This window comes from Pseudomonas sp. 05N431, assembly GCF_056397005.1.
In genome coordinates this window covers 439,666-463,237 of record NZ_JBFTMN010000002.1, presented here as the reverse complement: position 1 = coordinate 463,237, position 23,572 = coordinate 439,666, and the positions used below count along the sequence as shown (strand labels likewise).

Here is a 23,572-nt window from a genome sequence, read left to right as displayed (position 1 = left end):
AGCTCGCTCCCACATTTGATCCGTGTCGTTCACAAATCCGCTGTGGGAGCGAGCTTGCTCCGGGCGGCGATCCGACGATGCTTTCAGGCATTGCGCCAGTTCAGAATCATCAGCGTCACCACACCCGCCACAATCCCCCAAAATGCCGAACCAATGGAAAACAGCGTCAGCCCCGACGCAGTGACCATAAAGGTGATCAACGCCGCTTCACGTTCCTTCACTTCGCTCATGGCGATGCTCAGGCCGTTGATGATCGAGCCGAACAGCGCCAGGGCGGCAATCGACAGCACCAGCTCCTTCGGCAAAGCGGCGAACAGCGCCGCGAGGGTTGCGCCAAAGACCCCGGCAATCCCGTAGAAAATCCCGCACCAGACGGCCGCGGTGTAACGCTTGTGGCGATCTTCATGGGCGTGCGGCCCGGTGCAGATTGCGGCGCTGATTGCTGCCAGGTTGATCCCGTGGGAGCCAAATGGCGCCAGCAACAGCGAGGCGATGCCGGTGGTGGTGATCAGTGGCGAAGCCGGCACGTTGTAGCCGTCGGCGCGCAACACGGCGATGCCCGGCATGTTCTGCGAGGTCATGGCCACCACGAACAATGGAATGCCGATGCTGATGGTCGCCGCGAGGGAAAAGTGCGGGGTGGTCCAGACCGGGGTGGCCACTTCCAGATGAAAACCGCTGAAATCCAGCAGGCCCATGACGCCGGACAGTACCGTGCCGATCAGCAGCGCCGCGAGCACCGCATAACGCGGCGACAGGCGCTTGACCGCCAGATAGGTGAAAAACATCCCCAGTACCAGGCCGGTGCGGTGCTGGGCGGCGACGAAAATTTCGCTGCCGATCTTGAACAGAATCCCCGCCAGCAACGCCGCTGCCAGTGACGCAGGAATGCGTTTGACCAGGCGTTCGAAGCTGCCGGTCATGCCGCACAGGGTGACGAGCACGGCGCAAGTGATGTAGGCACCAATCGCTTCGCCGTAGGTCACGCCCGACAGGCTGGTAATCAGCAACGCCGCACCGGGCGTCGACCAGGCAATGGTGATCGGTGTGCGATAACGCAAGGACAAACCGATCGAGCACACCGCCATGCCAATCGAAATCGCCCAGATCCACGACGATATTTGCCCGCTGGTCAGCCCCGCCGCCTGGCCAGCCTGGAACATCAGCACCAGTGAACTGGTGTAGCCGGTCATCATGGCAATAAAACCGGCGACGATGGCCGAAGGTGAAGTGTCGGCCAATGGGCGAAGTTGCGCGTGAGTGGCGTCGGTCATGGCGCGGTGTTCCTTGATCTTGATAAATATGATGCACCCCGGAGTGTCGGGGGTATTCAAGCCTAAACTTAAACGTGGCAGCTCGTTGCAATACAGCCGGGGGCGTATATGGCCGTACAGTCGTGTTGCCACCAGCGGTTGTGTACAATGTGCTGTGTTTTTTTTACGCAATACTTGCCAGCGACCCTCTGTGACGTATTACAGTCACAGTCAATTCGCCGCAGTTCTCCCGACTCGAGTGCCCATGAACGAACAGTTGCAGCCCCTCAAGAAACAACCGCGAGCAGGCAAAGCCGGCCGCAGCGGAACCCAGGACGATATCGTCTATGCGCATATCTTCGAGGCCATCCTCGAACAGCGTCTGGCGCCCGGTACAAAGTTGAGCGAAGAGGCGCTGGGAGAAATTTTCGGGGTCAGTCGCACCATCATTCGCCGCGCGCTGTCGCGTCTGGCCCACGAAGGCGTGGTGCTGTTGCGTCCCAACCGGGGTGCCGTGGTTGCCAGCCCGAGTGTCGAAGAAGCCCGTCAGGTATTCATGGCGCGGCGTCTGGTCGAGAAGGCGATCACTGAACTGGCAGTCGTACACGCGACGGCCGAACAGATTGCCGAGCTGCGGCAAATGGTCAACGACGAGCGTGACAGTTTCTCCCGTGGCGACCGTGGTGCCGGTATCCGTTTGTCTGGCGAGTTTCACCTGAAGCTGGCCGAGGCGGCGAAGAACGCTCCGCTGATCAGCTTCCAGCGCAGCCTGGTGTCGCAGACTTCGTTGATCATCGCCCAGTACGAAAGCGGTAACCGCTCGCACTGTTCCTACGATGAACACACTCAGCTGATCGATGCCATCGAGGCTCGCGACGCCGAACTGGCGGTGAACCTGATGATGCATCACATGGACCACATCGACAGCAAGCTCAACCTCGACGAAGAAAGCGCCTCGGACGATTTGCACGCGGTGTTCTCACACTTGTTGCAGACCAAAAAGCCAGGGCGGCCGACCGCCAAGCTTTGATAGACCGCGGCGCACCCATCGCGAGCAAGCTCGCTCCCACATTTGGCCGCATTTCCCTGTGGGAGCGAGCTTGCTCGCGATAGCGGTCTGACAGACGATAAAAAAATCCCCCGCAACCTAATGGCTGCGGGGGATTTTTTATGCCTGGAAAAACCTAGCGCTGGTGAACCAGATTCCCCGCCGCATAAGTCTGCAGAACAGTCCGGTCATCACCCAATGTCATCAGCACAAACAACGTCTCGGCGATGCTCTTGGCCTGTTTCAGGCGATAGCCGAGCAGCGGTGTGGCGTTGTAGTCCAGCACCAGGAAGTCGGCGTCGGTGCCCGGTTGCAGGGTGCCGATCTTGTCTTCCAGGCGCAGAGCGCGGGCGCCGCCGAGGGTCGCCAGGTACAGCGATTTGAACGGGCTCAGGCGTGCGCCTTGCAGCTGCATGACTTTGTAGGCTTCGTTCAGGGTTTGCAGCAGCGAGAAACTGGTGCCGCCGCCGACATCAGTGCCCAGGCCGACGTTCAGGTTGTGCTTTTCGGCCATTGGCAGGTTGAACAATCCACTGCCGAGGAAGAAGTTCGAGGTCGGGCAGAAGGCGATCGCCGAACCGGTTTCGGCCAGGCGCGCGCATTCGTCATCGCACAGGTGCACGCCGTGCGCGAACACCGAGCGCTCACCGAGCAATTTGTAGTGATCGTAAACGTCCAGGTAGCCCTTGCGCTCTGGGAACAGCTCCTTGACCCATTGAACTTCCTGCAGGTTTTCACTGATGTGGGTCTGCATGTACAGGTCGGGGTATTCGCTGAGCAACTGGCCGGCGAGGGTCAGCTGTTCCGGGGTGCTGGTCGGGGCGAAGCGTGGCGTCACCGCATAGTGCAGGCGACCCTTGCCGTGCCAGCGCTCGATCAGCACCTTGCTCTCAACGTAGCTGGACTCGGCGGTGTCGGTCAGATAGTCCGGCGCGTTGCGGTCCATCATCACTTTGCCGGCGATCATCCGCAGGTCGAGCTTTTCGGCGGCTTCGAAGAACGAGTCCACTGATTGCGGGTGCACACTGCCGAACACCAGTGCGGTGGTGGTGCCGTTGCGCAGCAATTCCTTGATGAAGATGCCGGCGACTTCTTCGGCGTGGGCCTTGTCGGCGAATTGGCTTTCGCACGGGAAGGTGTAGGTGTTGAGCCAGTCCAGCAGTTGTTCGCCGTACGCGCCGACCATGCCGGTTTGCGGCAGGTGAATGTGGGTGTCGATGAAGCCGGGGGTGATCAGGGCGTCCTGATAATGCGTGATTTCAATATCGGCGGGCAGGCTGGCGAGCAGTTCGCAGGCAGGGCCGATGGCGCTGATCTGGCCGTTTTCAGTCACCAGCAAGCCGTCTTCAAAATACTCGTAGGAGGCTTCGATACCCACCACGGCTGGGTCGGCGATGCTGTGCAGAATGGCGGCACGGTAGGCTTTGCGAGTCAAAGGCATTGTCGTTCTCGGTTCGTGGCTTTTTAGTTCGAAGCCTGACTGCGGCGCGAGGCGGGCAGCAGTTTGGCAATAGGTTCGGCTTTCGCGCTGTGCTGGCCGAAATTCGCGTTATAGGTGGCGATGATTTCGCCGGCGATGGAGATGGCGATTTCCACAGGCAATTTGCCTTTGACCTCGCCCAGGCCCATCGGGCAGCGCATACGCTGCAGCACGGCGTTGTCGAAACCACGCTCGCGCAGGCGGTGTTCGAACTTCACCCGTTTGGTCTTCGAGCCGATCAGGCCGAAGTAGGCAAAGTCGTTGCGCTTGAGGATCGCCGCGGTGAGTTCCAGGTCGAGCTGGTGATTGTGGGTCATGACAATGCAGTAACTGCCAGCGGGCAGGTCGTCGATTTCGTCCACCGGTTCTTCGGCGACGATTTTACGCACGCCGTGGGGGATCTGTTCGGGGAACTCGGCTTCCCGCGAATCGATCCAGCGCACCCGGCAGGGCAGGCTGGCGAGCAACGGCACCAACGCCCGACCGACGTGCCCGGCACCGAATACGGCGATCTGGGCTTGCACCTGGCCCATGGGTTCGAACAGCAGCACCGTGACACCGCCGCAGCATTGACCGAGGCTGGCGCCGAGGGTGAAACGCTCCAGGTGGGTGTCCTGTTTGCCGCTGGCAAGCATCTCCCGGGCGACTTGCATCGCCTTGTATTCCAGGTGCCCGCCACCGATGGTGTCGAACGCCTGCGTGGCGCTGACGACCATTTTCGAACCGGCATTGCGCGGCGTCGAGCCGAGCTCTTCGATGATGGTCACCAACACACAGGGTTCACCCTGGGTTTGCAGGTCGGCGAGGGCGTCGATCCAGTTGTACATGTTCACCTCAACATCTGCGTTGTCTGTTCGGCCGTCATCGCGAGCTTGCTCGCGATGGCCGCGCCTCGGTCTAGAGCGAAGCCAGCTCACTCTCGGCTTCCACGGCTTTCACCGCCTTCAACTGGCGCATCTGCTCACAGCCCCACAACACCCGCTCCGGTGTGGCCGGTGCGTCGATTTTTGGTTGATGCCTGTAATCGCCCAGGCTCGCCACCGCATCCTTGATCGCACACCAGGCGGCGATGCCGAGCATGAACGGCGGCTCGCCCACGGCTTTGGAGTGGAACACTGTGTCTTCCGGGTTCTTGCGGTTTTCCACCAGCTTGACCCGCAAATCCAGCGGCATGTCGGCGACCGCCGGGATCTTGTAGCTGGCCGGGCCGTTGGTCATCAGTTTGCCCTTGGCATTCCAGACCAGCTCTTCCATGGTCAGCCAGCCCATGCCCTGGATGAAACCACCTTCGACCTGGCCCATATCGATAGCCGGGTTCAAGGAGGCGCCGACGTCATGCAGGATGTCGGTACGGAGCATTTTGTATTCGCCGGTCAGGGTGTCGACGATCACCTCGGCGCAGGCTGCGCCAAACGCGAAGTAGTAGAACGGACGACCGCGTGCCTGGCTGCGGTCGTAGTAGATTTTCGGGGTCTTGTAGAACCCGGTGCTGGACAGCGACACCTGAGCGAAATACGCCTGCTGGATCAGTTCTTCGAAGGTCAGGATCTGATCGCGAACCCGCACGTGGCCGTTGTGGAATTCCACGTCTTCTTCGCTGACCGCATACTTGCGCGCAGCAAATTCCACCAGGCGTTGCTTGATGATTTCAGCGGCGTTTTGCGCGGCTTTACCGTTCAGGTCGGCACCGCTGGACGCGGCGGTCGGCGAGGTGTTTGGCACTTTGTCGGTGTTGGTCGCGGTGATCTGCACACGGTCGATTTCAACCTGGAACACTTCGGCCACGACTTGCGCGACTTTGACGTTCAAGCCCTGGCCCATTTCGGTGCCGCCGTGGTTCAGATGAATGCTGCCGTCGGTGTAGACGTGAATCAGCGCACCGGCCTGGTTGAGGAAGCTGGCGGTGAAGGAAATACCGAATTTTACCGGGGTCAGCGCCAGGCCTTTTTTCAGGATCGGGCTGTTGGCGTTGTAGCGGCGGATCGCTTCACGGCGTTCGGCGTACTGGCTGCTTTCTTCCAGCTCGGCGGTGATTTCCTCGAGCATGTTGTGCTCGACGGTCTGGTAGTAATGGGTGACGTTGCGCTCGGTCTTGCCGTAGTAGTTGGCCTTGCGCACCGCCAGCGGATCGAGGCCCAGATGACGGGCGATGGCGTCCATCACTTCTTCGATGGCGACCATTCCTTGCGGGCCGCCAAAGCCGCGATAGGCGGTGTTCGATGCGGTGTTGGTCTTGCAGCGGTGACCGTTGATGGTCGCATCGCCCAGGTAGTACGAGTTGTCCGAGTGGAACATCGCCCGGTCAACGATCGACGCCGACAGGTCTGGTGAGCAACCGCAGTTACCAGCCAGTTCCAGCTGGATGCCGTGCAGGCGTCCGCTGTCGTCGAAGCCCACATCGTATTCAATGTAGAACGGGTGACGCTTGCCGGTCATCAGCATGTCTTCGACCCGTGGCAGACGCATTTTGGTCGGCTGTCCGGTCAGGTGCGCGATCACCGCGCAGAGGCAGGCCGGGCTGGCGGCCTGGGTTTCCTTACCGCCGAAACCGCCGCCCATGCGACGCATGTCGACGACGATTTTGTTCATCGACACGTCGAGCACTTCCGCCACCAGTTTCTGCACTTCGGTAGGGTTCTGGGTCGAGCAGTAGACGATCATGCCGCCGTCTTCGGTCGGCATCACCGAAGAGATCTGGGTTTCCAGATAGAAGTGTTCCTGGCCGCCGATGTGCAGCGTGCCTTGAATCCGGTGCTCGGCGGTCGCCAGCGCAGTGGCCGAATCGCCGCGCTTGTGGGTATGGCTATCCAGCACGAAATGGCGTTTGCGCAGGGCTTCGACCACGTCGAGTACCGGCTCCAGATCTTCGTATTCGATGATCGCCGCCATGGCCGCTTTGCGTGCGGTTTCCAGGTCTTTCGCGGCCACCGCAAGCACCGGTTGACCGACGAATTGCACGTCGTCGATGGCCAGCAAGGGGTCGCCCGGCAACAATGGACCGATGTCTTTCAGGCCCGGCACGTCTTCGTGGGTAATGGCGATGCGCACGCCTTCAAAGGCGTAGCAGGGCTTAGTGTCGATGCTGATGATTTTCGCGTGGGCGCGGTCCGAGAGCCGTGCGTAAACGTGCAGCTGATTCGGAAACTCCAGTCGATCGTCGATGTACTGCGCTTCACCGGACACGTGCTTGTCGGCGCTGTCGTGCTTGACGCTGCGGCCGACACCGGTGGTCAGGTCCTTGGCAAACAGTTCGGCCAGTTCGGCTTGGGTCTTCTCGACTTTGTGATGGTTAGACATAAGCGGTCACCCGAGTCTCGATGTGCGGTGTTTGCAGTTCGATGAAGTATTTACGCAGCAGGTTCTGCGCGCTGAGCAGGCGGTATTCCTTGCTCGCACGGAAGTCTGTGAGCGGCGTGAAGTCTTGCGCAAGGGCGGCGCAGGCACGTTCCACTGTTGTGTTGTTCCATGGCGCGCCGAGCAGTGCGGCTTCGCAGCTTTTCGCGCGTTTCGGTGTCGCGGCCATGCCGCCGAACGCGACGCGGGCGTCGGCAACCACGCCGTTTTCGATGCGCAGGTTGAATGCCGCGCAGACTGCGGAAATGTCATCGTCCAGACGCTTGGAAACCTTGTAGGCGCGGAACAGCTGTTCAGCGCTGGCACGCGGCACGATGATCTTCTCGATGAACTCGCTTTCCTGGCGCGCAGTGACCCGGTAATCGATGAAGTAGTCTTCCAGCGCCAGGGTGCGGCGGGTTTCGCCTTTGCACAGCACGATCTGTGCGCCCAGAGCGATCAGCAGCGGAGGCGAGTCACCAATCGGCGAGGCGTTGCCGATGTTGCCGCCGAGCGTGCCCTGATTGCGGATTTGCAAGGAGGCAAAACGTTGCAGCAATTCGCCGAAGTCCGGGTACTCGGCCTCAAGAGCGTCGTAGCAGTCGGAGAGGGCGGTGGCGGCGCCGATTTCCAGGCGATCGTCAAAGCGCTCGATGCGCTTCATTTCTGCGACGTTGCCGACGTAGATCATCACCGGCAGCGTGCGGTGGAACTGGGTCACTTCCAGCGCCAGGTCGGTGCCGCCGGCCAACAGTCTGGCTTGCGGATAAGCGTCGTAGAGGTCGGCCAGATCGGCGACGGTCAGCGGCACCAGGCAGCGTTTGTCGCCGCTGTTCAGTTCACCGGTGTCGGTCGGCGCAATGGCTTTCAGGCGAGCGATGGTTTCGGCTTCGCGGGCATCGAACTGGTCGGGCTGTTTGGCGCAGCACACTTGTTCGGCAGCGGCGAGGATCGGCCGGTAGCCGGTGCAGCGGCAGAGATTGCCGGCGAGGGCTTCGTGGGCTTTATGGGAATCGGCGTGATCGCTGTTTTTCTGCAGGGCGAACAACGACATGACGAAGCCCGGTGTGCAGAAGCCGCACTGTGAACCGTGGCACTCGACCATGGCTTTTTGCACGCTGTGCAATTGGCCCTGATGCTTGAGGTCTTCGACGCTGATCAGCTGCTTGCCGTGCAGCGACGACACAAACGTCAGGCACGAGTTGAGACTGCGATAGCGAATGTGTTCGCGGCCGTTGTCATCGGTCTGCAATTCACCGACCACCACCGTACACGCGCCACAGTCACCGCTGGCGCAACCTTCTTTGGTACCGGGTTTGCCCAAATGTTCGCGCAGATAGTTCAGCACGGTCAGATTCGGGTCCAGGGCGTGCTCGCTACGGAGTTCCTGGTTAAGTAAAAACTGGATCACGGAAGGCCTCGCAGACTCATTATTGTTGTTAACCGACTTGAACCTGAATTTATCAGGTCTGACTTTTCGGTCAATGATTTTCTGACTTAAAGGTCAGGAAATTCGCTTTTGCCGATCAACAGTGGCTTCTTTCATTATTGACCCTCTCGGGATACCCCGCTTTTTGCTTGAATCGTGCCAAATTCCGCCGGCTGGGCCCTGCGCCATCACCCATCAAGTGCGCTACACTGCGCCGCTTGTGCAGATCGAAGAGTTTGAAGGACAACCATGACGTTCAAGGCGCCGGACAGCCTCGCCGAGCAAATCGCTCACCACCTCGCCGAACGCATCATTCGCGGCGACCTCAAGCCGGGAGAGCGCATCCAGGAACAGAAGGTCACGCTGGCCCTCAATGTCAGCCGCGGCTCGGTTCGCGAAGCCTTGCTGATTCTCGAACGCCGGCACCTGATCGCCATCCTGCCGCGTCGTGGTGCGCATGTGACCGAACTCACCGCACACAAGGTGCAGAGCCTGTGCACGCTGATGAGCGAGCTGTACATCCTGCTCGGTAATTCAGTGGCCAATGGCTGGCAGGTCCAGGCCGACATGGCGCCGTTCCTGCAAATCCAGCAGCGCCTGAGCGCCAGTTACGAGCGTCAGGACATCCGCGCCTTTGTCGAAGACAGCTTCAGCGTGATGCGCGCGGCGTACCCATTCGCCGATAACCCGTACTTGCAGGAAACCGTCGAGAACCTGCAACCGGCCATGAGCCGTGCGTATTTTCTCGCTCTGGAACAGCGCAAGGCCGAGATGAGCGAGTTCCTCGAACTGTTCGAGCGCTTGCTCGCGGCCGTGCTGGCTCGTGATCTGCCAGAGATTCGCGTCGTGCTCTCGGCTTATGCCCGGCGCAGTTGCGATCTGGTGCTGTCTGCCTTGCCGGTTGCCTGAGCGTGCGGCTCAAGTGCATCAAGCTGGCGGGGTTCAAATCCTTCGTCGACCCGACCACGGTAAACTTCCCCAGTAACATGGCGGCGGTGGTCGGGCCCAATGGTTGCGGCAAGTCGAACATCATCGACGCCGTACGCTGGGTGATGGGCGAGAGCTCGGCCAAGAACTTGCGCGGCGAGTCGATGACCGACGTCATCTTCAACGGCTCCACCAGTCGCAAACCGGTGAGCCAGGCAAGCATCGAACTGGTGTTCGACAACTCCGACGGCACGTTGCTCGGCGAGTACGCGGCCTACGCGGAAATCTCCATTCGCCGTAAAGTCACCCGCGACAGCCAGACCACGTATTACCTCAACGGCACCAAATGCCGTCGCCGCGATATCACCGACATTTTTCTTGGTACCGGCCTGGGCCCGCGCAGCTACTCGATCATCGAACAGGGGATGATCTCCAAGCTGATCGAGTCCAAGCCCGAAGACCTGCGCAACTTCATCGAAGAAGCGGCGGGGATCTCCAAGTACAAGGAGCGCCGGCGCGAGACCGAAAACCGCATCCGTCGCACCCACGAAAACCTCGCGCGCCTGACCGACCTGCGTGATGAGCTGGAACGTCAGCTCGAACGCTTGCATCGTCAGGCCCAGGCGGCCGAGAAGTATCAGGAATACAAAGCTGAAGAGCGTCAGCTCAAGGCTCAACTGTCGGCGCTACGCTGGCAGGCATTGAACGAACAGGTTGGCCAGCGCGAAGCAATCATTGGCAACCAGGAAATCAGTTTCGAAGCCCTGGTCGCTGAGCAGCGTAATGCCGATGCGAGCATCGAACGGCTGCGCGACGGTCATCATGACCTGTCTGAGCGCTTCAATCTGGTGCAGGGACGCTTCTATTCGGTCGGCGGCGACATCGCCCGGGTCGAGCAAAGTATTCAGCATGGCCAGCAGCGTTTGCGTCAGTTGCAGGACGATTTAAAGGAAGCGGAGCGTTCGCGCCTGGAAACCGAGTCGCACCTGGGGCACGACCGCACCTTGCTGGCAACTCTTGGCGAAGAGCTGGACATGCTCACGCCCGAGCAGGAAGTCACCAGCGCCGCTGCTGAAGAGGCCGCCGCTGCGCTGGAAGAATCCGAAACCACCATGCACGGCTGGCAGGAGCAGTGGGACAGTTTCAACCTGCGCTCGGCCGAGCCACGGCGTCAGGCCGAAGTCCAGCAGTCGCGCATCCAGCAGCTGGAAACCAGCATGGAGCGCCTGGCTGAGCGTCAACGTCGCTTGGCCGAAGAGCGTGACCTGTTGTCGGCAGCCCCGGAAGACGCAGCGATTCTCGATCTGAGTGAACAACTCGCCGCCAGTGAAGCGACCCTTGAGGATTTGCAAGCCAGCGAAGAAGCTCAGGTCGAGCGGCTTGAGCAGTTGCGTCAGGAACTGCAACTGGCCCTGCAAAACCAGCAGCAGGCGCAGGGTGACTTGCAACGGCTCAACGGGCGCCTGGCCTCGCTGGAGGCGTTGCAGCAAGCGGCGCTCGATCCGGGCACCGGCGCCGCCGAGTGGTTGCGTGAACAGCATCTGGCCGAACGTCCGCGTCTGGCTGAAGGCTTGAAAGTTGAAGCGGGTTGGGAGCTGGCGGTGGAAACCGTGCTCGGTGCCGACCTGCAAGCAGTGCTGGTCGATGACTTTGCCGGGTTCGATCTGTCCGGCTTTGCCCAGGGCGATCTGCGTTTGCTCAGCCCGGCCAGCGACGGTGTACGGATCCCCGGCAGTCTGCTCGACAAGGTTGAGGCGCAGATCGATCTGTCGCCGTGGCTGGGACAGGTCAAGCCGGTGGACAGTCTTGAACAAGCGCTGTCGCTGCGTGGCCAGTTGTCGGTCGGCGAAAGCCTGATCAGCCGTGATGGCTACTGGGTTGGGCGGCACTTTTTGCGGGTGCGCCGCGCCAGTGAGGCCGAGAGCGGCATGTTGGCGCGTGGGCAGGAAATCCAGCGTCTGGGGCTTGAGCGCGAAGAGCGTGAAGCGACCGTCGAGACGCTGGAGACCACCTTGCAAAACCTGCGCGCCCAGCAACGTCAGCAAGAGAATGGCCGTGAACACCTGCGCCGTTTGCTGCAAGACGAAGCGCGCCAGCAGGGTGAATTGAAAGCTCAGCTGTCCGCCGGTAAAGCCAAGGCCGAGCAACTGACGTTGCGCCGCACGCGACTCGACGAAGAGCTCGGTGAATTGGCTGAACAGCGTGCGCTGGAACATGAACAGGTTGGCGAGTCGCGCCTGCAATTGCAGGAAGCCCTCGACAGCATGGCGATCGATACCGAGCAGCGCGAATTACTGCTGGCGCAGCGCGACAGCTTGCGCGAACGCCTGGACCGGGTGCGGCAGGAAGCCCGTCAGCATAAAGACCACGCGCACCAATTGGCGGTGCGTCTGGGCTCGCTCAAGGCGCAACACGATTCAACCCGTCAGGCACTGGAACGGCTGGAATTGCAGTCCGAGCGCCTGACAGAAAAGCGCGAGCAGCTCAGCCTCAATCTGGAGGAGGGCGAAGCGCCGCTGGAAGAGTTGCGGCTCAAGCTTGAAGAGTTGCTCGACAAGCGCATGAGCGTCGACGAAGAATTGAGGACCGCGCAGATCGCCCTGGAAGATGCCGACCGTGAGTTGCGTGATGCCGAGAAACGCCGCAGCCAGGCCGAGCAGCAATCGCAGCTGATCCGTGGTCAACTTGAACAGCAGCGCATGGAATGGCAAGCCCTGACCGTGCGCCGTAAAACCTTGCAGGATCAATTGCTCGAAGACGGCTATGACCTGCACGGGGTGCTCGCCACGCTGGTGGCTGAAGCGGACGAAAAAGAAGCCGAAGAAGAGCTCGAGCGCATTGCTGCGCGAATTCAGCGACTGGGCGCGATCAACCTCGCGGCCATCGACGAGTACCAGCAGCAGTCCGAGCGCAAGCGTTATCTGGATGCTCAGGACGCTGACCTGGTCGAAGCGCTCGACACCCTGGAAAACGTCATTCGCAAGATCGACAAGGAAACCCGCAATCGCTTCAAAGATACCTTTGATCAGATTAACGGTGGATTGCAGGCGCTTTTTCCAAAAGTTTTCGGTGGAGGCAGCGCTTATTTGGAACTGACGGGCGAAGATCTACTCGATACAGGGGTAACGATCATGGCGCGTCCGCCCGGGAAGAAGAACAGCACCATCCATTTGCTGTCAGGCGGTGAAAAAGCCCTGACGGCATTGGCACTGGTTTTTGCGATCTTCAAGCTGAACCCGGCGCCGTTTTGCATGCTCGACGAAGTTGACGCACCGCTGGATGACGCTAACGTTGGACGCTATGCCCGATTGGTGAAAGAGATGTCACAAACAGTGCAGTTCATCTATATCACCCACAACAAGATCGCCATGGAAATGGCCGATCAATTGATGGGGGTCACGATGCACGAGCCTGGTTGTTCGCGTCTGGTAGCCGTGGATGTCGAGGAGGCGATGGCGATGGTGGACGCCTGAGTCATGGCGCGTAGGCCAGATATTTGCGGGAATCAGGGATTTTTACCCACAGAGAATGCTGGCTAATCGACATAATGGCTGAAGCCATTGTGACTGACGGTGTAAAGTTATCTTTGGTCGTGCTAGTTTAATGTCAATTTTTCGTATGCGTGGGCAAAACGCCATTCAGAACATAGAGTTGGCGCCACGTTTTAAAGCGGTTTACAGGTTGTAAACCCCTTATTTTTCAGCATTTTTTATAGAGGCACGGGATTACATGGAAATCGGTCTGCGCGAGTGGCTGATCGTCATCGGCATTATTGTCATTGCCGGTATTCTTTTTGATGGCTGGCGGCGCATGCGCGGCGGCAAGGGCAAGCTGAAGTTTCGCCTGGACCGAAGCCTGTCCAACCTGCCGGACGAGGACAGCGGTGCTGAACTGCTGGGCCCGCCACGCGTACTGGATACCCATAAAGAACCGCAACTCGACGAGCATGACTTGCCGTCGGTGAGCATGCCTGCCCGTGAGCCGCGTGAATCGGGCTCCAAGCGCGGCAAACGGGGTGGCGAGCCATCCCAGGGCGACCTGAATTTGAATCTGGACCTGGATGGCGGCCCGAGCTTCAGCAGCCGTGATGATTTCCCGGATGAAACCAAATCGTCGAGCGCTGCAGTCAATAAAGAACAGCCGCAAGCGGAAGAAGTACTGGTCATCAGCGTGATTTGTCGTGACCCGGGCGGTTTCAAAGGTCCGGCCCTGTTGCAGAACATCCTGGAAAGCGGTCTGCGCTTTGGCGAGATGGATATCTTCCATCGTCACGAAAGCATGGCCGGCAACGGTGAAGTGCTGTTCTCCATGGCCAACGCGGTCAAGCCTGGCGTGTTCGATCTGGACGATATCGATCTGTTCAGCACCCCGGCTGTCAGCTTCTTCCTCGGCTTGCCAGGCCCGCGCCACCCGAAACAGGCCTTCGACGTGATGGTCGCGGCTGCCCGCAAACTGTCTCAGGAACTCAATGGCGAACTGAAGGACGATCAGCGCAGCGTGCTGACCGCTCAGACCATCGAGCACTACCGTCAACGTATCGTCGAGTTCGAGCGTCGCGCCCTGACCCAGAAGCGCTGATTCATCGGTTGTTCCCGCGCCGGACGCGGGGCGACCAGCAAAATAGATTGAGCAGCCTCGGCTGCTCTTTTGCTTTATGAGAGAGCACCCATGACCGTCGTTGAAAAACGCATTCTAGAGCTGCGCGCTGAGCTGGATCAGCACAACTACCGTTACTACGTCCTCGACGAGCCGAGCATTCCGGACGCCGAATACGATCGGCTGTTCCATGAGCTCAAGGCGCTGGAAACGGCAAACCCCGAGCTGGTCACTGTCGACTCGCCGACCCAGCGGGTTGGCGGTGCGGCGCTTGCGGCGTTCACTCAAGTGCGGCACGAAGTGCCGATGCTCAGTCTCGGCAACGCCTTCGAAGAAAACGACATGCGTGAGTTCGATCGCCGGGTCACCGAAGGTCTGGATTTGCCGGCCGGCGATTTGTTTGGCGGTGGCGCCGAGGTGGAGTACAGCTGCGAACCAAAGCTCGATGGCCTGGCGGTCAGCTTGCTGTATCAGGACGGCATGCTGGTGCGTGGCGCTACTCGCGGTGATGGCACCACCGGTGAAGACATCAGCGTCAACGTGCGCACTGTGCGCAATATTCCGCTCAAGCTACAGGGCAGCGGCTGGCCAATGACCCTGGAAGTGCGCGGCGAAGTGTATATGTCCAAGGCCGGTTTCGATCGTCTGAACGTCGCGCAACTGGAAGTCGGCGGCAAAACTTTCGCCAACCCGCGCAACGCCGCGGCAGGCAGCTTGCGTCAGCTGGATTCGAAGATTACTGCCAGTCGTCCACTGGAGTTTTGCTGCTACGGTCTCGGCCAGGTTTCGGCGGAGATTGCCGACACGCACATTGGCAATCTGCAGCAACTCAAGCAGTGGGGCATGCCGGTCAGTCACGAGCTGAAACTGGCCAAGGGCATTGGTGAATGCCTGGATTACTACCGTGACATTGGCGAGCGTCGCAACGCGCTGCCTTATGAAATCGATGGTGTGGTGTTCAAGGTCAACAGCCTCGCCTCGCAGCGTGAACTGGGCTTCCGGGCGCGCGAGCCGCGTTGGGCGATTGCCCACAAGTTTCCGGCGATGGAAGAACTCACCGAGCTGCTCGATGTGGAATTCCAGGTCGGCCGAACCGGTGCGGTCACTCCGGTTGCACGCTTGAAACCAGTGAAAGTGGCGGGTGTGACGGTGTCCAACGCGACATTGCACAACATGGATGAAGTCGCGCGTCTGGGCTTGATGATCGGCGATACGGTGATCATTCGCCGCGCCGGTGACGTGATCCCGCAAGTGGTACAAGTGGTTACCGAGCGTCGCCCGGAAAACGCCCGTCCCGTGCAGATTCCCGAGTGCTGCCCGGTCTGTGGTTCGCATGTCGAGCGCACGCAGTTGGTCAAGCGCAGCAAGGGCCGCGAAACGGTCAGCGAAGGTGCGGTGTATCGCTGCGTCGGGCGTCTGGCCTGCGGGGCGCAGCTCAAGCAGGCGATCATCCATTTCGTTTCGCGCCGGGCCATGGACATTGAGGGCCTGGGCGAGAAGAGTGTCGAGCAGTTGGTGGATGAAGGCCTGGTCGGCTCGCCGGCGGATTTGTACGCCTTGAGTTTCGAACAGATCGTCGACCTCGAAGGGTTCGCCGAGCTGTCGAGCAAGAACCTGCTCAGTGCGATTGCCGACAGCAGGAAGCCGGGGTTGGCGCGCTTCATCTACGCCCTCGGTATTCCGGATGTCGGCGAAGAGACGGCCAAGGTTCTGGCGCGTTCGCTGGCATCGCTTGCGCGGGTTCAGCAGGCATTGCCGCAAGTGTTGACGTACTTGCCGGATGTCGGTCTGGAGGTCGCCTACGAGATTCACAGCTTCTTTGACGATGCGCACAACCGGAAGGTGATCGAAGAACTGCTCAAGCATGGCCTGGAGATTCAGGATCAGGGCGAATTGGGTGCCGAGTTTGCCGCCAGTACCACGCTGGGCGGGATGATCGACAAGCTGAACATTCCCTCGGTCGGACCGGGCGGGGCGCAGAAGCTGGCCGACAAGTTTGGTTCGCTGGAAGCGATCATCAGCGCCGACTGGCTGGACATGCGCCAGGCGCTGCCGGAGAAGCAGGCCAACGCCGTTCGGGAGTTCTTTGCCATCGAACAGAACCGTCAGTTGGCACTGGATGCCGAGAAGCAATTACGCGACTTCGGCATGCACTGGCAAAGCGAGAAGAAAGTCGTCGAAGGCTTGCCGCTGGCAGGCCAGACCTGGGTGCTCACCGGCTCTCTGGAGCTGATGAGTCGCGACGTCGCCAAGGACAAGCTCGAAAGCCTGGGCGCCAAGGTGGCGGGTTCGGTGTCGGCCAAGACTTATTGCGTGGTGGCGGGGCCCGGCGCCGGCTCCAAATTGGTCAAGGCCAATGAGCTGGGGTTGAAGGTGCTGGACGAAGAAGCGTTCGTGGCGTTTTTGGCCGGGCACGGCATTACTGCCTGACGTCGGCAAGATCGCAGCCGTCCGCAGCTCCTACAGGGGATGACATTTACATGTAGGAGCTGCCGAAGGCTGCGATCTTTTCAAGACCAACGCATGTCCTTGACCCGGCTCATATTTTTTAATCTGCGCGAACGGTTGTAACTTCGTCTCAGATAGGTACAATGGCGCGGCTCGCCGTCAGGTGAGCGTCGTTATGGTGACCCCATCGGTCCCCCCGCAACGATTACCCGTGAACCTGGTCAGATCCGGAAGGAAGCAGCCACAGCGGGAACATTGTGTGCCGGGGTGTGGCTGGTGGGGTCGCCACCTTAACGCCAAGCCTTCATTCGCAAGGCTTGTGATCCTCAAAAAATCCAGAACTTCTATCTCATTGATCTTTCCTGATCGATGCCTTGTTTCGTCCGAAATAACTTCACCGTCATTCCGAAAGCGCAAACACCCGCAACCGATGCCCATCCGGATCGAGCGCCACGAAGGTGTAGCCGAAATCCAGTGCAATCGGCTCTTGGGCGATGCGCAGCCCTTGTTCGGTCCATGCGGCGTACAGCGTGTCGACCGTCTCTTTGTCGGCCACCGAAAATCCCAGTTCTCCGCCACCGCCCGCCGCTTCGGCCGCAGGTTCCACGGTGTGCCTGGACCACAGCCCAAGCTTTAGCCCTGAATCAAGAATGAACAGTGCGAAGGTCGGTTGCAGTTCAACCGGTGGTTTGTCCAGCAGGCGGCTGTAGAAGTTGGCGCTGGTGGCGGGGCTGTCGACGTATAGCAGCAGGTAGTGTTGGGCGTTCATGGCGACTCCGATGTCGTTGGCGTTGATGGCTCAAGCCTAGACGGTCGGGCTGTCAGTTTCTGTCAGTAGTCGATAGCAAAAGAGCAGGCAGGTGTATTAATCCAATACACCTGCCTGCTCTTTTTTGTTTCTGGCTCTAAGGCTTGGACAAGGCCTGGTCTACCGCCGCGATCAGCTTTCCCAGATCCTTCGGGGTGGCTTTGTGTATGACACCGAACAAATACGCTCGCTGTTCGTCTTCGTCGCCAAGATCGGCAAAAAACGCTTTGAGCTTCACTCCCAGCACATCGGCAAGCATGAACAGGGCTTCCACGCTGGGGGTATAGGTGCCGGTTTCGAAGCGGCTGATGGTTTTGGGGTCAAAACCGGTTTTTTCGCCGAGTTCAGCCTGAGTAAGCCCCGCCACCTTGCGATAGCGCCGTATGGCTGGACCCAAACTTGAAATTTGCATCGCTCAATTCCCATTTAGAATCAAGAACTTAACGATAGATTTTTGCATTAGACAACTGCATGATCCATCACCTTGCTTTGCAAAATGTGATGTATTTCGTAGAATCCCTGTTTCGTACAGGCATTTGGTGACCTGGCTTCATAAGTCCAGGCAATGTGAGACAGCCAGCATTGCGTTACCTCGCAGGGTGTGCAGAGACGCCGCTGACGAGGCGAAATGCCGTTTCAATATTACCAGAGTCGGCGTTTTTGACGTGTTTGTGCGAGGCCTATGAGCCTAGTTGATCTTCGTCTGTTCGGGGGCCATCAAATGCTGTTTATGGAGTTTTAACGTGCATCTGAATTTGCCGGCCCGCTCTATTGCAAGGATGTTGCCCAGGCAGCATCACGCGCTGCGACCCTCTGCGCAGTGCCGCATCTTTCAAAACATCTCTTCCGGGCGTTGTGCGCTGGTCGAGCGGTACAACCGCTAGCCACAGTGAGCCGGACTCATGGATGAGAAGTACCGCAGGGCCGTAGATGCAGCCGCCATTTTTTCCGAGACAGACCTGTCGGGGCGCATTACTTACGTCAACGATTTGTTTTGCGCGGTGTCTGGCTACAGTCGCGAGGAGTTGTTGGGGGCCAACCACCGCATCCTCAATTCAGGTCTGCATCCTGACGATTTCTTCACAACGATGTGGCGCACGGTTGCCTTGGGCAAAGTCTGGAAGGGCGAAATCTGTAACCGGTCCAAGGACGGTAGCCTGAGTTGGGTCGACAGCACCATGGTGCCGGTGCTGGATGAGTCGACCGGACGGGTCCATCGGTATCTGTCGATTTGCTTCGATATCAGTGAAAAGCGTCAGTTGCTGCACTCACTGCAATGGCGGGTCGGCCATGACGTCCTGACCGGCCTGCCCAATCGGGCGTATCTCTCCGAGTTGCTCGAGCAGGCCCTGGATTATTCCCGCATCGAGAACGTGCCGTTGGCGGTGTGCATGCTCGACCTTGACGGCTTCAAGGCGGTCAATGACGGCTATGGTCACGCCAGCGGCGACTTGTTGCTGGTCGAAGTAGCCAAGCGTCTGCGCACCATCGTTCGCGGCGAGGACGTGGTGGCGCGGCTGGCCGGGGACGAGTTCGTGCTGATTTTGCGTTTTGTGCGCGATATGCCGGAATTGCGCGCGGCGTTGCATCGAGTGCTGGGGGCGATCTCTGCGCCGTATTCGATTCTGGGCAAGGACATCAATGTGTTTGCCAGCATCGGTGTCACGTTGTTCCCGGTCGATAGCGAAGATGCGGAAACCCTGCTGCGCCACGCCGATCAGGCAATGTACGTGGCCAAGCAGAGCGGGCGTAACCGTTTCCACCTGTTTGATGTGGTGCGCGACCAAGAGGTCAAGGCGACTCACCAGACAGTTGCACGGGTGCGTCAGGCTTTGCTCAACAATGAGTTGCGCCTGCATTTTCAGCCCAAGGTCAATATGCGCTGCGGTGCGGTGGTTGGCTTTGAGGCGCTGTTGCGCTGGGAGCATCCGCAAAACGGCCTGGTGCCGCCCAGGGAGTTTTTGCCATTTGTGGAGGAGACGGACCTGATCGTCGATATCGGCGAATGGGTGATGGAGCAGGTTCTGGCGCAGTTGTCTCAATGGCAAAAGGACGGTCAACGCTGGCCGGTCAGTGTCAACATCGCTGCCCGGCATTTTCAGCGGGCGGACTTTTTTGATCGGCTCAAAAACGTGCTCGAACGGCACACCTGGGTTGCACCCCAGTTGCTTGACCTGGAGATTGTCGAGTCGGTGGCGATCGAAAATATTCAGCACGTCAGCACCTGCCTGCAGGCCTGTCAGGCGCTGGGCGTGAGGTTTTCTCTGGGAGATTTTGGCACGGGTTATTCGTCGCTGAGTTACCTCAAGCGTCTGCACACGCAAACCATCAAGATCGATAAGTCATTTGTGCGCGACATACTGCACGATCGTGATGATCTGGCGTTGACCACAGCAGTCATTGGTCTTGCCCGGGCGTTTGGGCGAGAGGTGATCGCCGAGGGCCTGGAAAGCATCGAGCATGGCGAGTTGCTGTTGCGCCTGGGCTGCGAGGTGGCGCAGGGCTATTTCATCGCGCGGCCGATGCCGGCCAGCGAGGTGCCGGGTTGGGTCGAGGCCTTCGTCGCTCCGACCCGGTGGCAGGCGCTGGACCAGGCGGTCTGAGGCTTACTGATAGGCCTGGGTCGGTTCGCTGGTTCCGGTGTAGAGCCTGATGATGTCGTCGATTTCCCCGGACATTTTCATCTTGAGCAGCGTTTGCAGAATCAACTGGACCGGTAGTTTTGGGTCGTTACGCACGTAGCAACCGACGTTTTGCTCCTGCAACACCGCGACTGCCCGCAATGGCCGGTCAGGCATCATTTGCAGGTTGAACCAGTCCAGGGCCCATTGATTGCTGACAGCATATTGATTTCGGCCGGCCGCCAGTTTTTTCAACACCTGTTCCTGATTGCGCGCATCGTCGCGTTTGAGTTGGCCGCTGTCGAATAGCGGTTGCAGGGTCGGGTAGCTGTAGCCGAGTACGGTGCCGATCGGCTGCACAGAAAGGCTGGCGGGGATGATCGAGGCAGGAGCGCCTTGCTTGCTGACCAGTACGTCGCGCTGAAACCACAATGGAACGCTCCAGAGATAGTCGCCGGACTGATTTGGCAGCCAGGATTGCGCCGCATAGCAGCGGATGTCGATTTCCCCGTGCTCCATGGCGCTTTGCACGCGTGCGCGGGCCAGCACGTGAAACTCGGCCGGCAGACCCAGTTGTGTGGCCAAGCTGAGCATCGCATCGTACAAAATGCCCTGGGTTGGCCGACCGTGCTCGATTTGCACCATGGGCATGGCCCAGCTGTCGGTGATCGCAAAGCGCAAGGGTGCAGGCGCACCAGCAGCGCTGACGCTGATCAACAGCAAAGCCCCCAAGGCAGAACGCATAAACTCTCCAGCAAAAGACCGGCAGGAGCCGATTAAAACGGATCCAAAGACCAGCTTAGCCAGATTAGCCGAGCACACCGGATGCAATTTTGGCCTTGCTCCGCTAGCATTACCCGCTTCCGCTTCCCAGTTGCGACGGTTTTCGATGAGTTATCAGGTTCTTGCACGTAAATGGCGTCCGCGCTCGTTCCGCGAAATGGTCGGCCAGACCCATGTGCTCAAGGCTCTGATCAATGCCTTGGACAGCCAGCGGCTGCACCACGCCTATCTTTTTACCGGTACCCGCGGTGTGGGCAAGACCACCATCGCGCGGATCATTGCCAAATGTCTGAACTGTGAGACCGGTATCACTTCGACGCCGTGCGGCGAGTGTTCGGTGTGCCGCGAAATCGATGAAGGGCGCTTTGTCGACCTGATCGAGATCGACGCCGCAAGCCGGACCAAGGTCGAGGACACCCGTGAGCTGCTCGATAACGTGCAGTACGCGCCGAGCCGTGGACGCTTCAAGGTCTACCTGATCGACGAAGTGCACATGCTCTCCAGCCATTCCTTCAATGCGCTGTTGAAAACCCTCGAAGAGCCACCGCCCTACGTCAAGTTCATCCTGGCGACTACCGATCCGCAGAAACTTCCTGCAACGATTCTGTCGCGGTGCCTGCAGTTCTCGCTGAAAAACATGACGCCGGAGCGTGTGGTCGAGCATTTGACCCATGTGCTGAGCGTCGAGAATGTGCCGTTCGAAGACGATGCGCTGTGGCTGTTGGGCCGGGCTGCCGACGGTTCGATGCGCGATGCCATGAGCCTCACCGACCAGGCCATTGCCTTCGGTGAAGGCAAGGTCATGGCGGCCGACGTGCGAGCAATGCTCGGCACGCTTGATCACGGTCAGGTCTACGATGTCCTGCACGCGTTGCTTGATGGCGACGCCAAGGCATTGCTCGAAGCGGTGCGGCATCTGGCCGAGCAGGGCCCGGACTGGAACGGCGTGCTGTCGGAAATTCTTAACGTGCTGCACCGCGTGGCGATTGCCCAGGCCTTGCCCGAAGGCGTCGATAACGGTCATGGCGACCGCGACCGGGTGTTGGCACTGGCTCAGGCCTTGCCGGCTGAAGACGTGCAGTTCTATTACCAGATGGGCTTGATTGGCCGTCGCGATTTGCCGCTGGCACCGGACCCGCGCGGTGGGTTCGAAATGGTCTTGCTGCGAATGCTCGCGTTCCGCCCGGCAGACACTGCAGACGCACCGAGGCAGCCGCTAAAGCCAGTGGGGATCAGCCAGGCCACAGTTGATTCCGCAAACTCAGTGGCTGGCGCACCGCGTGTTGCGCCGGCAGTCGCGCCTGCTCCCGTTGCCGTTGCACCTGTCGCTGCGACGCCGGTTGAGCCGGTTGCCGAGGTGATTGCACCCGCACCCGCGCCTGTTGCTCCGGTGGTCGTGCCGGCGCCGGTGGTCGAGGTGGTGGCTGAGCCTGTGGCCATCGTCGAAGAAGTCGTCGATTTGCCCTGGAACGATCCGATAGAGCCTGAGATCGTGCAGCAACCGGCCGTCGAGCCGGTGCTGGAGACGACCGCCGAACAGCCTGATCTGACACCCATGCCGACGCCGACTCCGGACAGCGTTGTACCTGATGCACCTGAGTGGGCTGCCGCGCCGATTCCCGAGCCGTCGGTGGCTGACATCGACGCCGCCACGCCGGGCATGGACCTGGATGACGAGCCGCCGCTGGACGAGGACTACATCGAGCCGGACATGGATTCGGCCTATAGTTACCTCGATGAGCTGGCCAGTGAGCACGCCGCAGAACCTGCGCCGGCCCCCGAACCTGAACCGGCCGCGATGCCGGCCACCGGGCTGGCATTGCAATGGCTGGAGCTGTTCCCGAAATTGCCGATTTCCGGCATGACCGGCAGCATCGCCGCCAACTGCACGCTGATCGCAGTCGATGGCGATCACTGGCTGCTGCACCTGGACCCGGCCCACAGCGCGCTGTTCAACGCGACTCAACAACGCCGGCTGAACGATGCGCTGAACCAGTATCACCAGCGCACCCTGACGGTGAGCATCGAGCTGATCAAGCCGGAGCAGGAAACCCCGGCCCAGGCGGCTTCGCGTCGACGTGCCGACCGCCAGCGCGAGGCTGAGGATTCGATCCACGGCGATCCGTTCATCCAGCAAATGATGCAACAGTTCGGCGCGGTGATCCGTAACGATACTATTGAACCTGTCGAGGCTCTGGTCAGCCAGGGCTAATAACTGAAGGTGTTTGGCCCATTGGGCCGGACGCTGTTTTGATCCAAGTACTTTTGAGGTGATTCCCATGATGAAAGGTGGCATGGCCGGCCTGATGAAGCAGGCGCAACAGATGCAGGAAAAGATGGCCAAGATGCAGGAAGAGCTGGCCAACGCCGAAGTCACTGGTAAAGCCGGTGGCGATATGGTCACCGTGGTGATGACTGGTCGTCACGACGTCAAGCGCGTGACCATCGATCCAAGCCTGGTAGAAGGCCTGAGCGAGGACGACAAGGAGATGCTGGAGGCCGTGTTTGCTGCTGCCGTCAACGACGCCGTGCGCAAGATCGAAGCCAACAGCCAGGACAAAATGTCCGGCATGACCGCAGGCATGCAACTGCCACCGGGCATGAAACTGCCATTCTGATTCGCTGACGCGTCGGATGGTCTACAAAAATGCCAGGCACTTAGCCTGGCATTTTTTTTCGGCAGGAGAGCATGCGGCGTCTCTAGGGCCGCCTTCGCGAGCAAGCTCGCTCCCACATTGGATAGGGGGGCGTTCGCGATTGATGTCACACTGTAAATCCCCTGTGGGAGCGAGCTTGCTCGCGATGAAGTCGACTCGGTAACTCTGAAGAAACTTCGAGCGTGACAC

The 23,572-nt window shown here is 59.7% G+C and carries 16 protein-coding genes and 1 other RNA gene; 9 read left to right on the top strand and 8 right to left on the bottom strand.

Going from position 1 to position 23,572, the window contains the following annotated elements; translation table 11 throughout:
* Positions 1 to 83: 83 nt before the first annotated feature.
* A complete protein-coding gene (locus AC1DIG_RS05175) occupies positions 84 to 1,274 on the bottom strand; it encodes a benzoate/H(+) symporter BenE family transporter (protein WP_477766414.1) in 1,191 nt (396 codons plus the stop codon).
* Positions 1,275 to 1,518: 244 nt separating this feature from the next.
* On the opposite strand from AC1DIG_RS05175, the gene AC1DIG_RS05170 reads away from it, so the two are divergent.
* Positions 1,519 to 2,283, top strand: coding sequence for a GntR family transcriptional regulator (locus tag AC1DIG_RS05170; RefSeq protein WP_145015317.1), 765 nt, complete (start codon positions 1,519 to 1,521; stop codon positions 2,281 to 2,283).
* A gap of 154 nt (positions 2,284 to 2,437) precedes the next feature.
* Here AC1DIG_RS05170 and guaD read toward each other — a convergent pair whose 3' ends face one another.
* The 4 genes from guaD to xdhA form a co-directional block, all read right to left on the bottom strand.
* The gene (gene guaD / locus AC1DIG_RS05165; protein WP_477766413.1) at positions 2,438 to 3,742 is read right to left on the bottom strand and encodes a guanine deaminase; all 1,305 of its coding nucleotides are present in this window, start codon (positions 3,740 to 3,742) and stop codon (positions 2,438 to 2,440) included.
* A 23-nt stretch (positions 3,743 to 3,765) separates the two neighbouring features.
* Complete coding sequence (gene xdhC / locus AC1DIG_RS05160; RefSeq protein WP_477766412.1) at positions 3,766 to 4,608, bottom strand: xanthine dehydrogenase accessory protein XdhC; 843 nt, start codon at positions 4,606 to 4,608, stop codon at positions 3,766 to 3,768.
* Positions 4,609 to 4,678: 70 nt separating this feature from the next.
* The gene (gene xdhB, locus AC1DIG_RS05155) at positions 4,679 to 7,078 is read right to left on the bottom strand and encodes a xanthine dehydrogenase molybdopterin binding subunit (protein ID WP_477766411.1); all 2,400 of its coding nucleotides are present in this window, start codon (positions 7,076 to 7,078) and stop codon (positions 4,679 to 4,681) included.
* Positions 7,071 to 8,525 carry a xanthine dehydrogenase small subunit gene (gene xdhA / locus AC1DIG_RS05150; protein ID WP_477766410.1) on the bottom strand — a complete coding sequence of 485 codons (1,455 nt, stop codon included), beginning with the start codon at positions 8,523 to 8,525 and terminating at the stop codon, positions 7,071 to 7,073. Before xdhA ends, xdhB begins: the two co-directional genes overlap by 8 nt.
* A 267-nt stretch (positions 8,526 to 8,792) precedes the next feature.
* Between xdhA and AC1DIG_RS05145 the strand changes: the two genes are divergently transcribed.
* The 5 genes from AC1DIG_RS05145 (at position 8,793) to ffs (ending at position 16,796) form a co-directional block, all read left to right on the top strand.
* On the top strand, positions 8,793 to 9,452 hold the full coding sequence (locus AC1DIG_RS05145; RefSeq protein ID WP_477766409.1) for a GntR family transcriptional regulator: 660 nt from the start codon (positions 8,793 to 8,795) through the stop codon (positions 9,450 to 9,452).
* A 2-nt stretch (positions 9,453 to 9,454) separates the two neighbouring features.
* Positions 9,455 to 12,943 carry a chromosome segregation protein SMC gene (gene smc, locus AC1DIG_RS05140; protein ID WP_477766408.1) on the top strand — a complete coding sequence of 1,163 codons (3,489 nt, stop codon included), beginning with the start codon at positions 9,455 to 9,457 and terminating at the stop codon, positions 12,941 to 12,943.
* A gap of 256 nt (positions 12,944 to 13,199) precedes the next feature.
* Positions 13,200 to 14,048 carry a cell division protein ZipA gene (zipA, locus tag AC1DIG_RS05135; RefSeq protein ID WP_054593228.1) on the top strand — a complete coding sequence of 283 codons (849 nt, stop codon included), beginning with the start codon at positions 13,200 to 13,202 and terminating at the stop codon, positions 14,046 to 14,048.
* Positions 14,049 to 14,138: 90 nt separating this feature from the next.
* A complete protein-coding gene (gene ligA / locus AC1DIG_RS05130; protein ID WP_477766407.1) occupies positions 14,139 to 16,496 on the top strand; it encodes an NAD-dependent DNA ligase LigA in 2,358 nt (785 codons plus the stop codon).
* 203 nt (positions 16,497 to 16,699) lie between these two features.
* Positions 16,700 to 16,796, top strand: an RNA gene (gene ffs / locus AC1DIG_RS05125) — signal recognition particle sRNA small type.
* Positions 16,797 to 16,914: 118 nt separating this feature from the next.
* On the opposite strand, the gene AC1DIG_RS05120 is transcribed toward ffs, so the two are convergent.
* Together AC1DIG_RS05120 and AC1DIG_RS05115 are read right to left on the bottom strand one after the other, a co-directional pair.
* Positions 16,915 to 17,283 (bottom strand): VOC family protein, encoded by a 369-nt coding sequence (locus AC1DIG_RS05120; RefSeq protein ID WP_477766406.1) that lies wholly within the window; start codon positions 17,281 to 17,283, stop codon positions 16,915 to 16,917.
* Between the two features lie 136 nt (positions 17,284 to 17,419).
* Positions 17,420 to 17,734, bottom strand: a complete 315-nt coding sequence (locus AC1DIG_RS05115; protein ID WP_054593225.1) for a helix-turn-helix domain-containing protein — start codon at positions 17,732 to 17,734, stop codon at positions 17,420 to 17,422.
* Positions 17,735 to 18,224: 490 nt separating this feature from the next.
* On the opposite strand from AC1DIG_RS05115, the gene AC1DIG_RS05110 reads away from it, so the two are divergent.
* Entirely contained in the window at positions 18,225 to 19,925 is a 1,701-nt protein-coding gene (locus AC1DIG_RS05110) for a putative bifunctional diguanylate cyclase/phosphodiesterase (protein WP_477766405.1), read from the top strand.
* A gap of 3 nt (positions 19,926 to 19,928) precedes the next feature.
* Here AC1DIG_RS05110 and AC1DIG_RS05105 read toward each other — a convergent pair whose 3' ends face one another.
* Complete coding sequence (locus AC1DIG_RS05105; RefSeq protein ID WP_477766404.1) at positions 19,929 to 20,687, bottom strand: substrate-binding periplasmic protein; 759 nt, start codon at positions 20,685 to 20,687, stop codon at positions 19,929 to 19,931.
* 145 nt (positions 20,688 to 20,832) lie between these two features.
* On the opposite strand from AC1DIG_RS05105, the gene dnaX reads away from it, so the two are divergent.
* The gene (dnaX, locus tag AC1DIG_RS05100; RefSeq protein WP_477766403.1) at positions 20,833 to 22,938 is read left to right on the top strand and encodes a DNA polymerase III subunit gamma/tau; all 2,106 of its coding nucleotides are present in this window, start codon (positions 20,833 to 20,835) and stop codon (positions 22,936 to 22,938) included.
* A gap of 67 nt (positions 22,939 to 23,005) precedes the next feature.
* The gene (locus AC1DIG_RS05095; RefSeq protein WP_008028561.1) at positions 23,006 to 23,344 is read left to right on the top strand and encodes a YbaB/EbfC family nucleoid-associated protein; all 339 of its coding nucleotides are present in this window, start codon (positions 23,006 to 23,008) and stop codon (positions 23,342 to 23,344) included.
* The last annotated feature ends 228 nt before the right edge of the window (positions 23,345 to 23,572 follow it).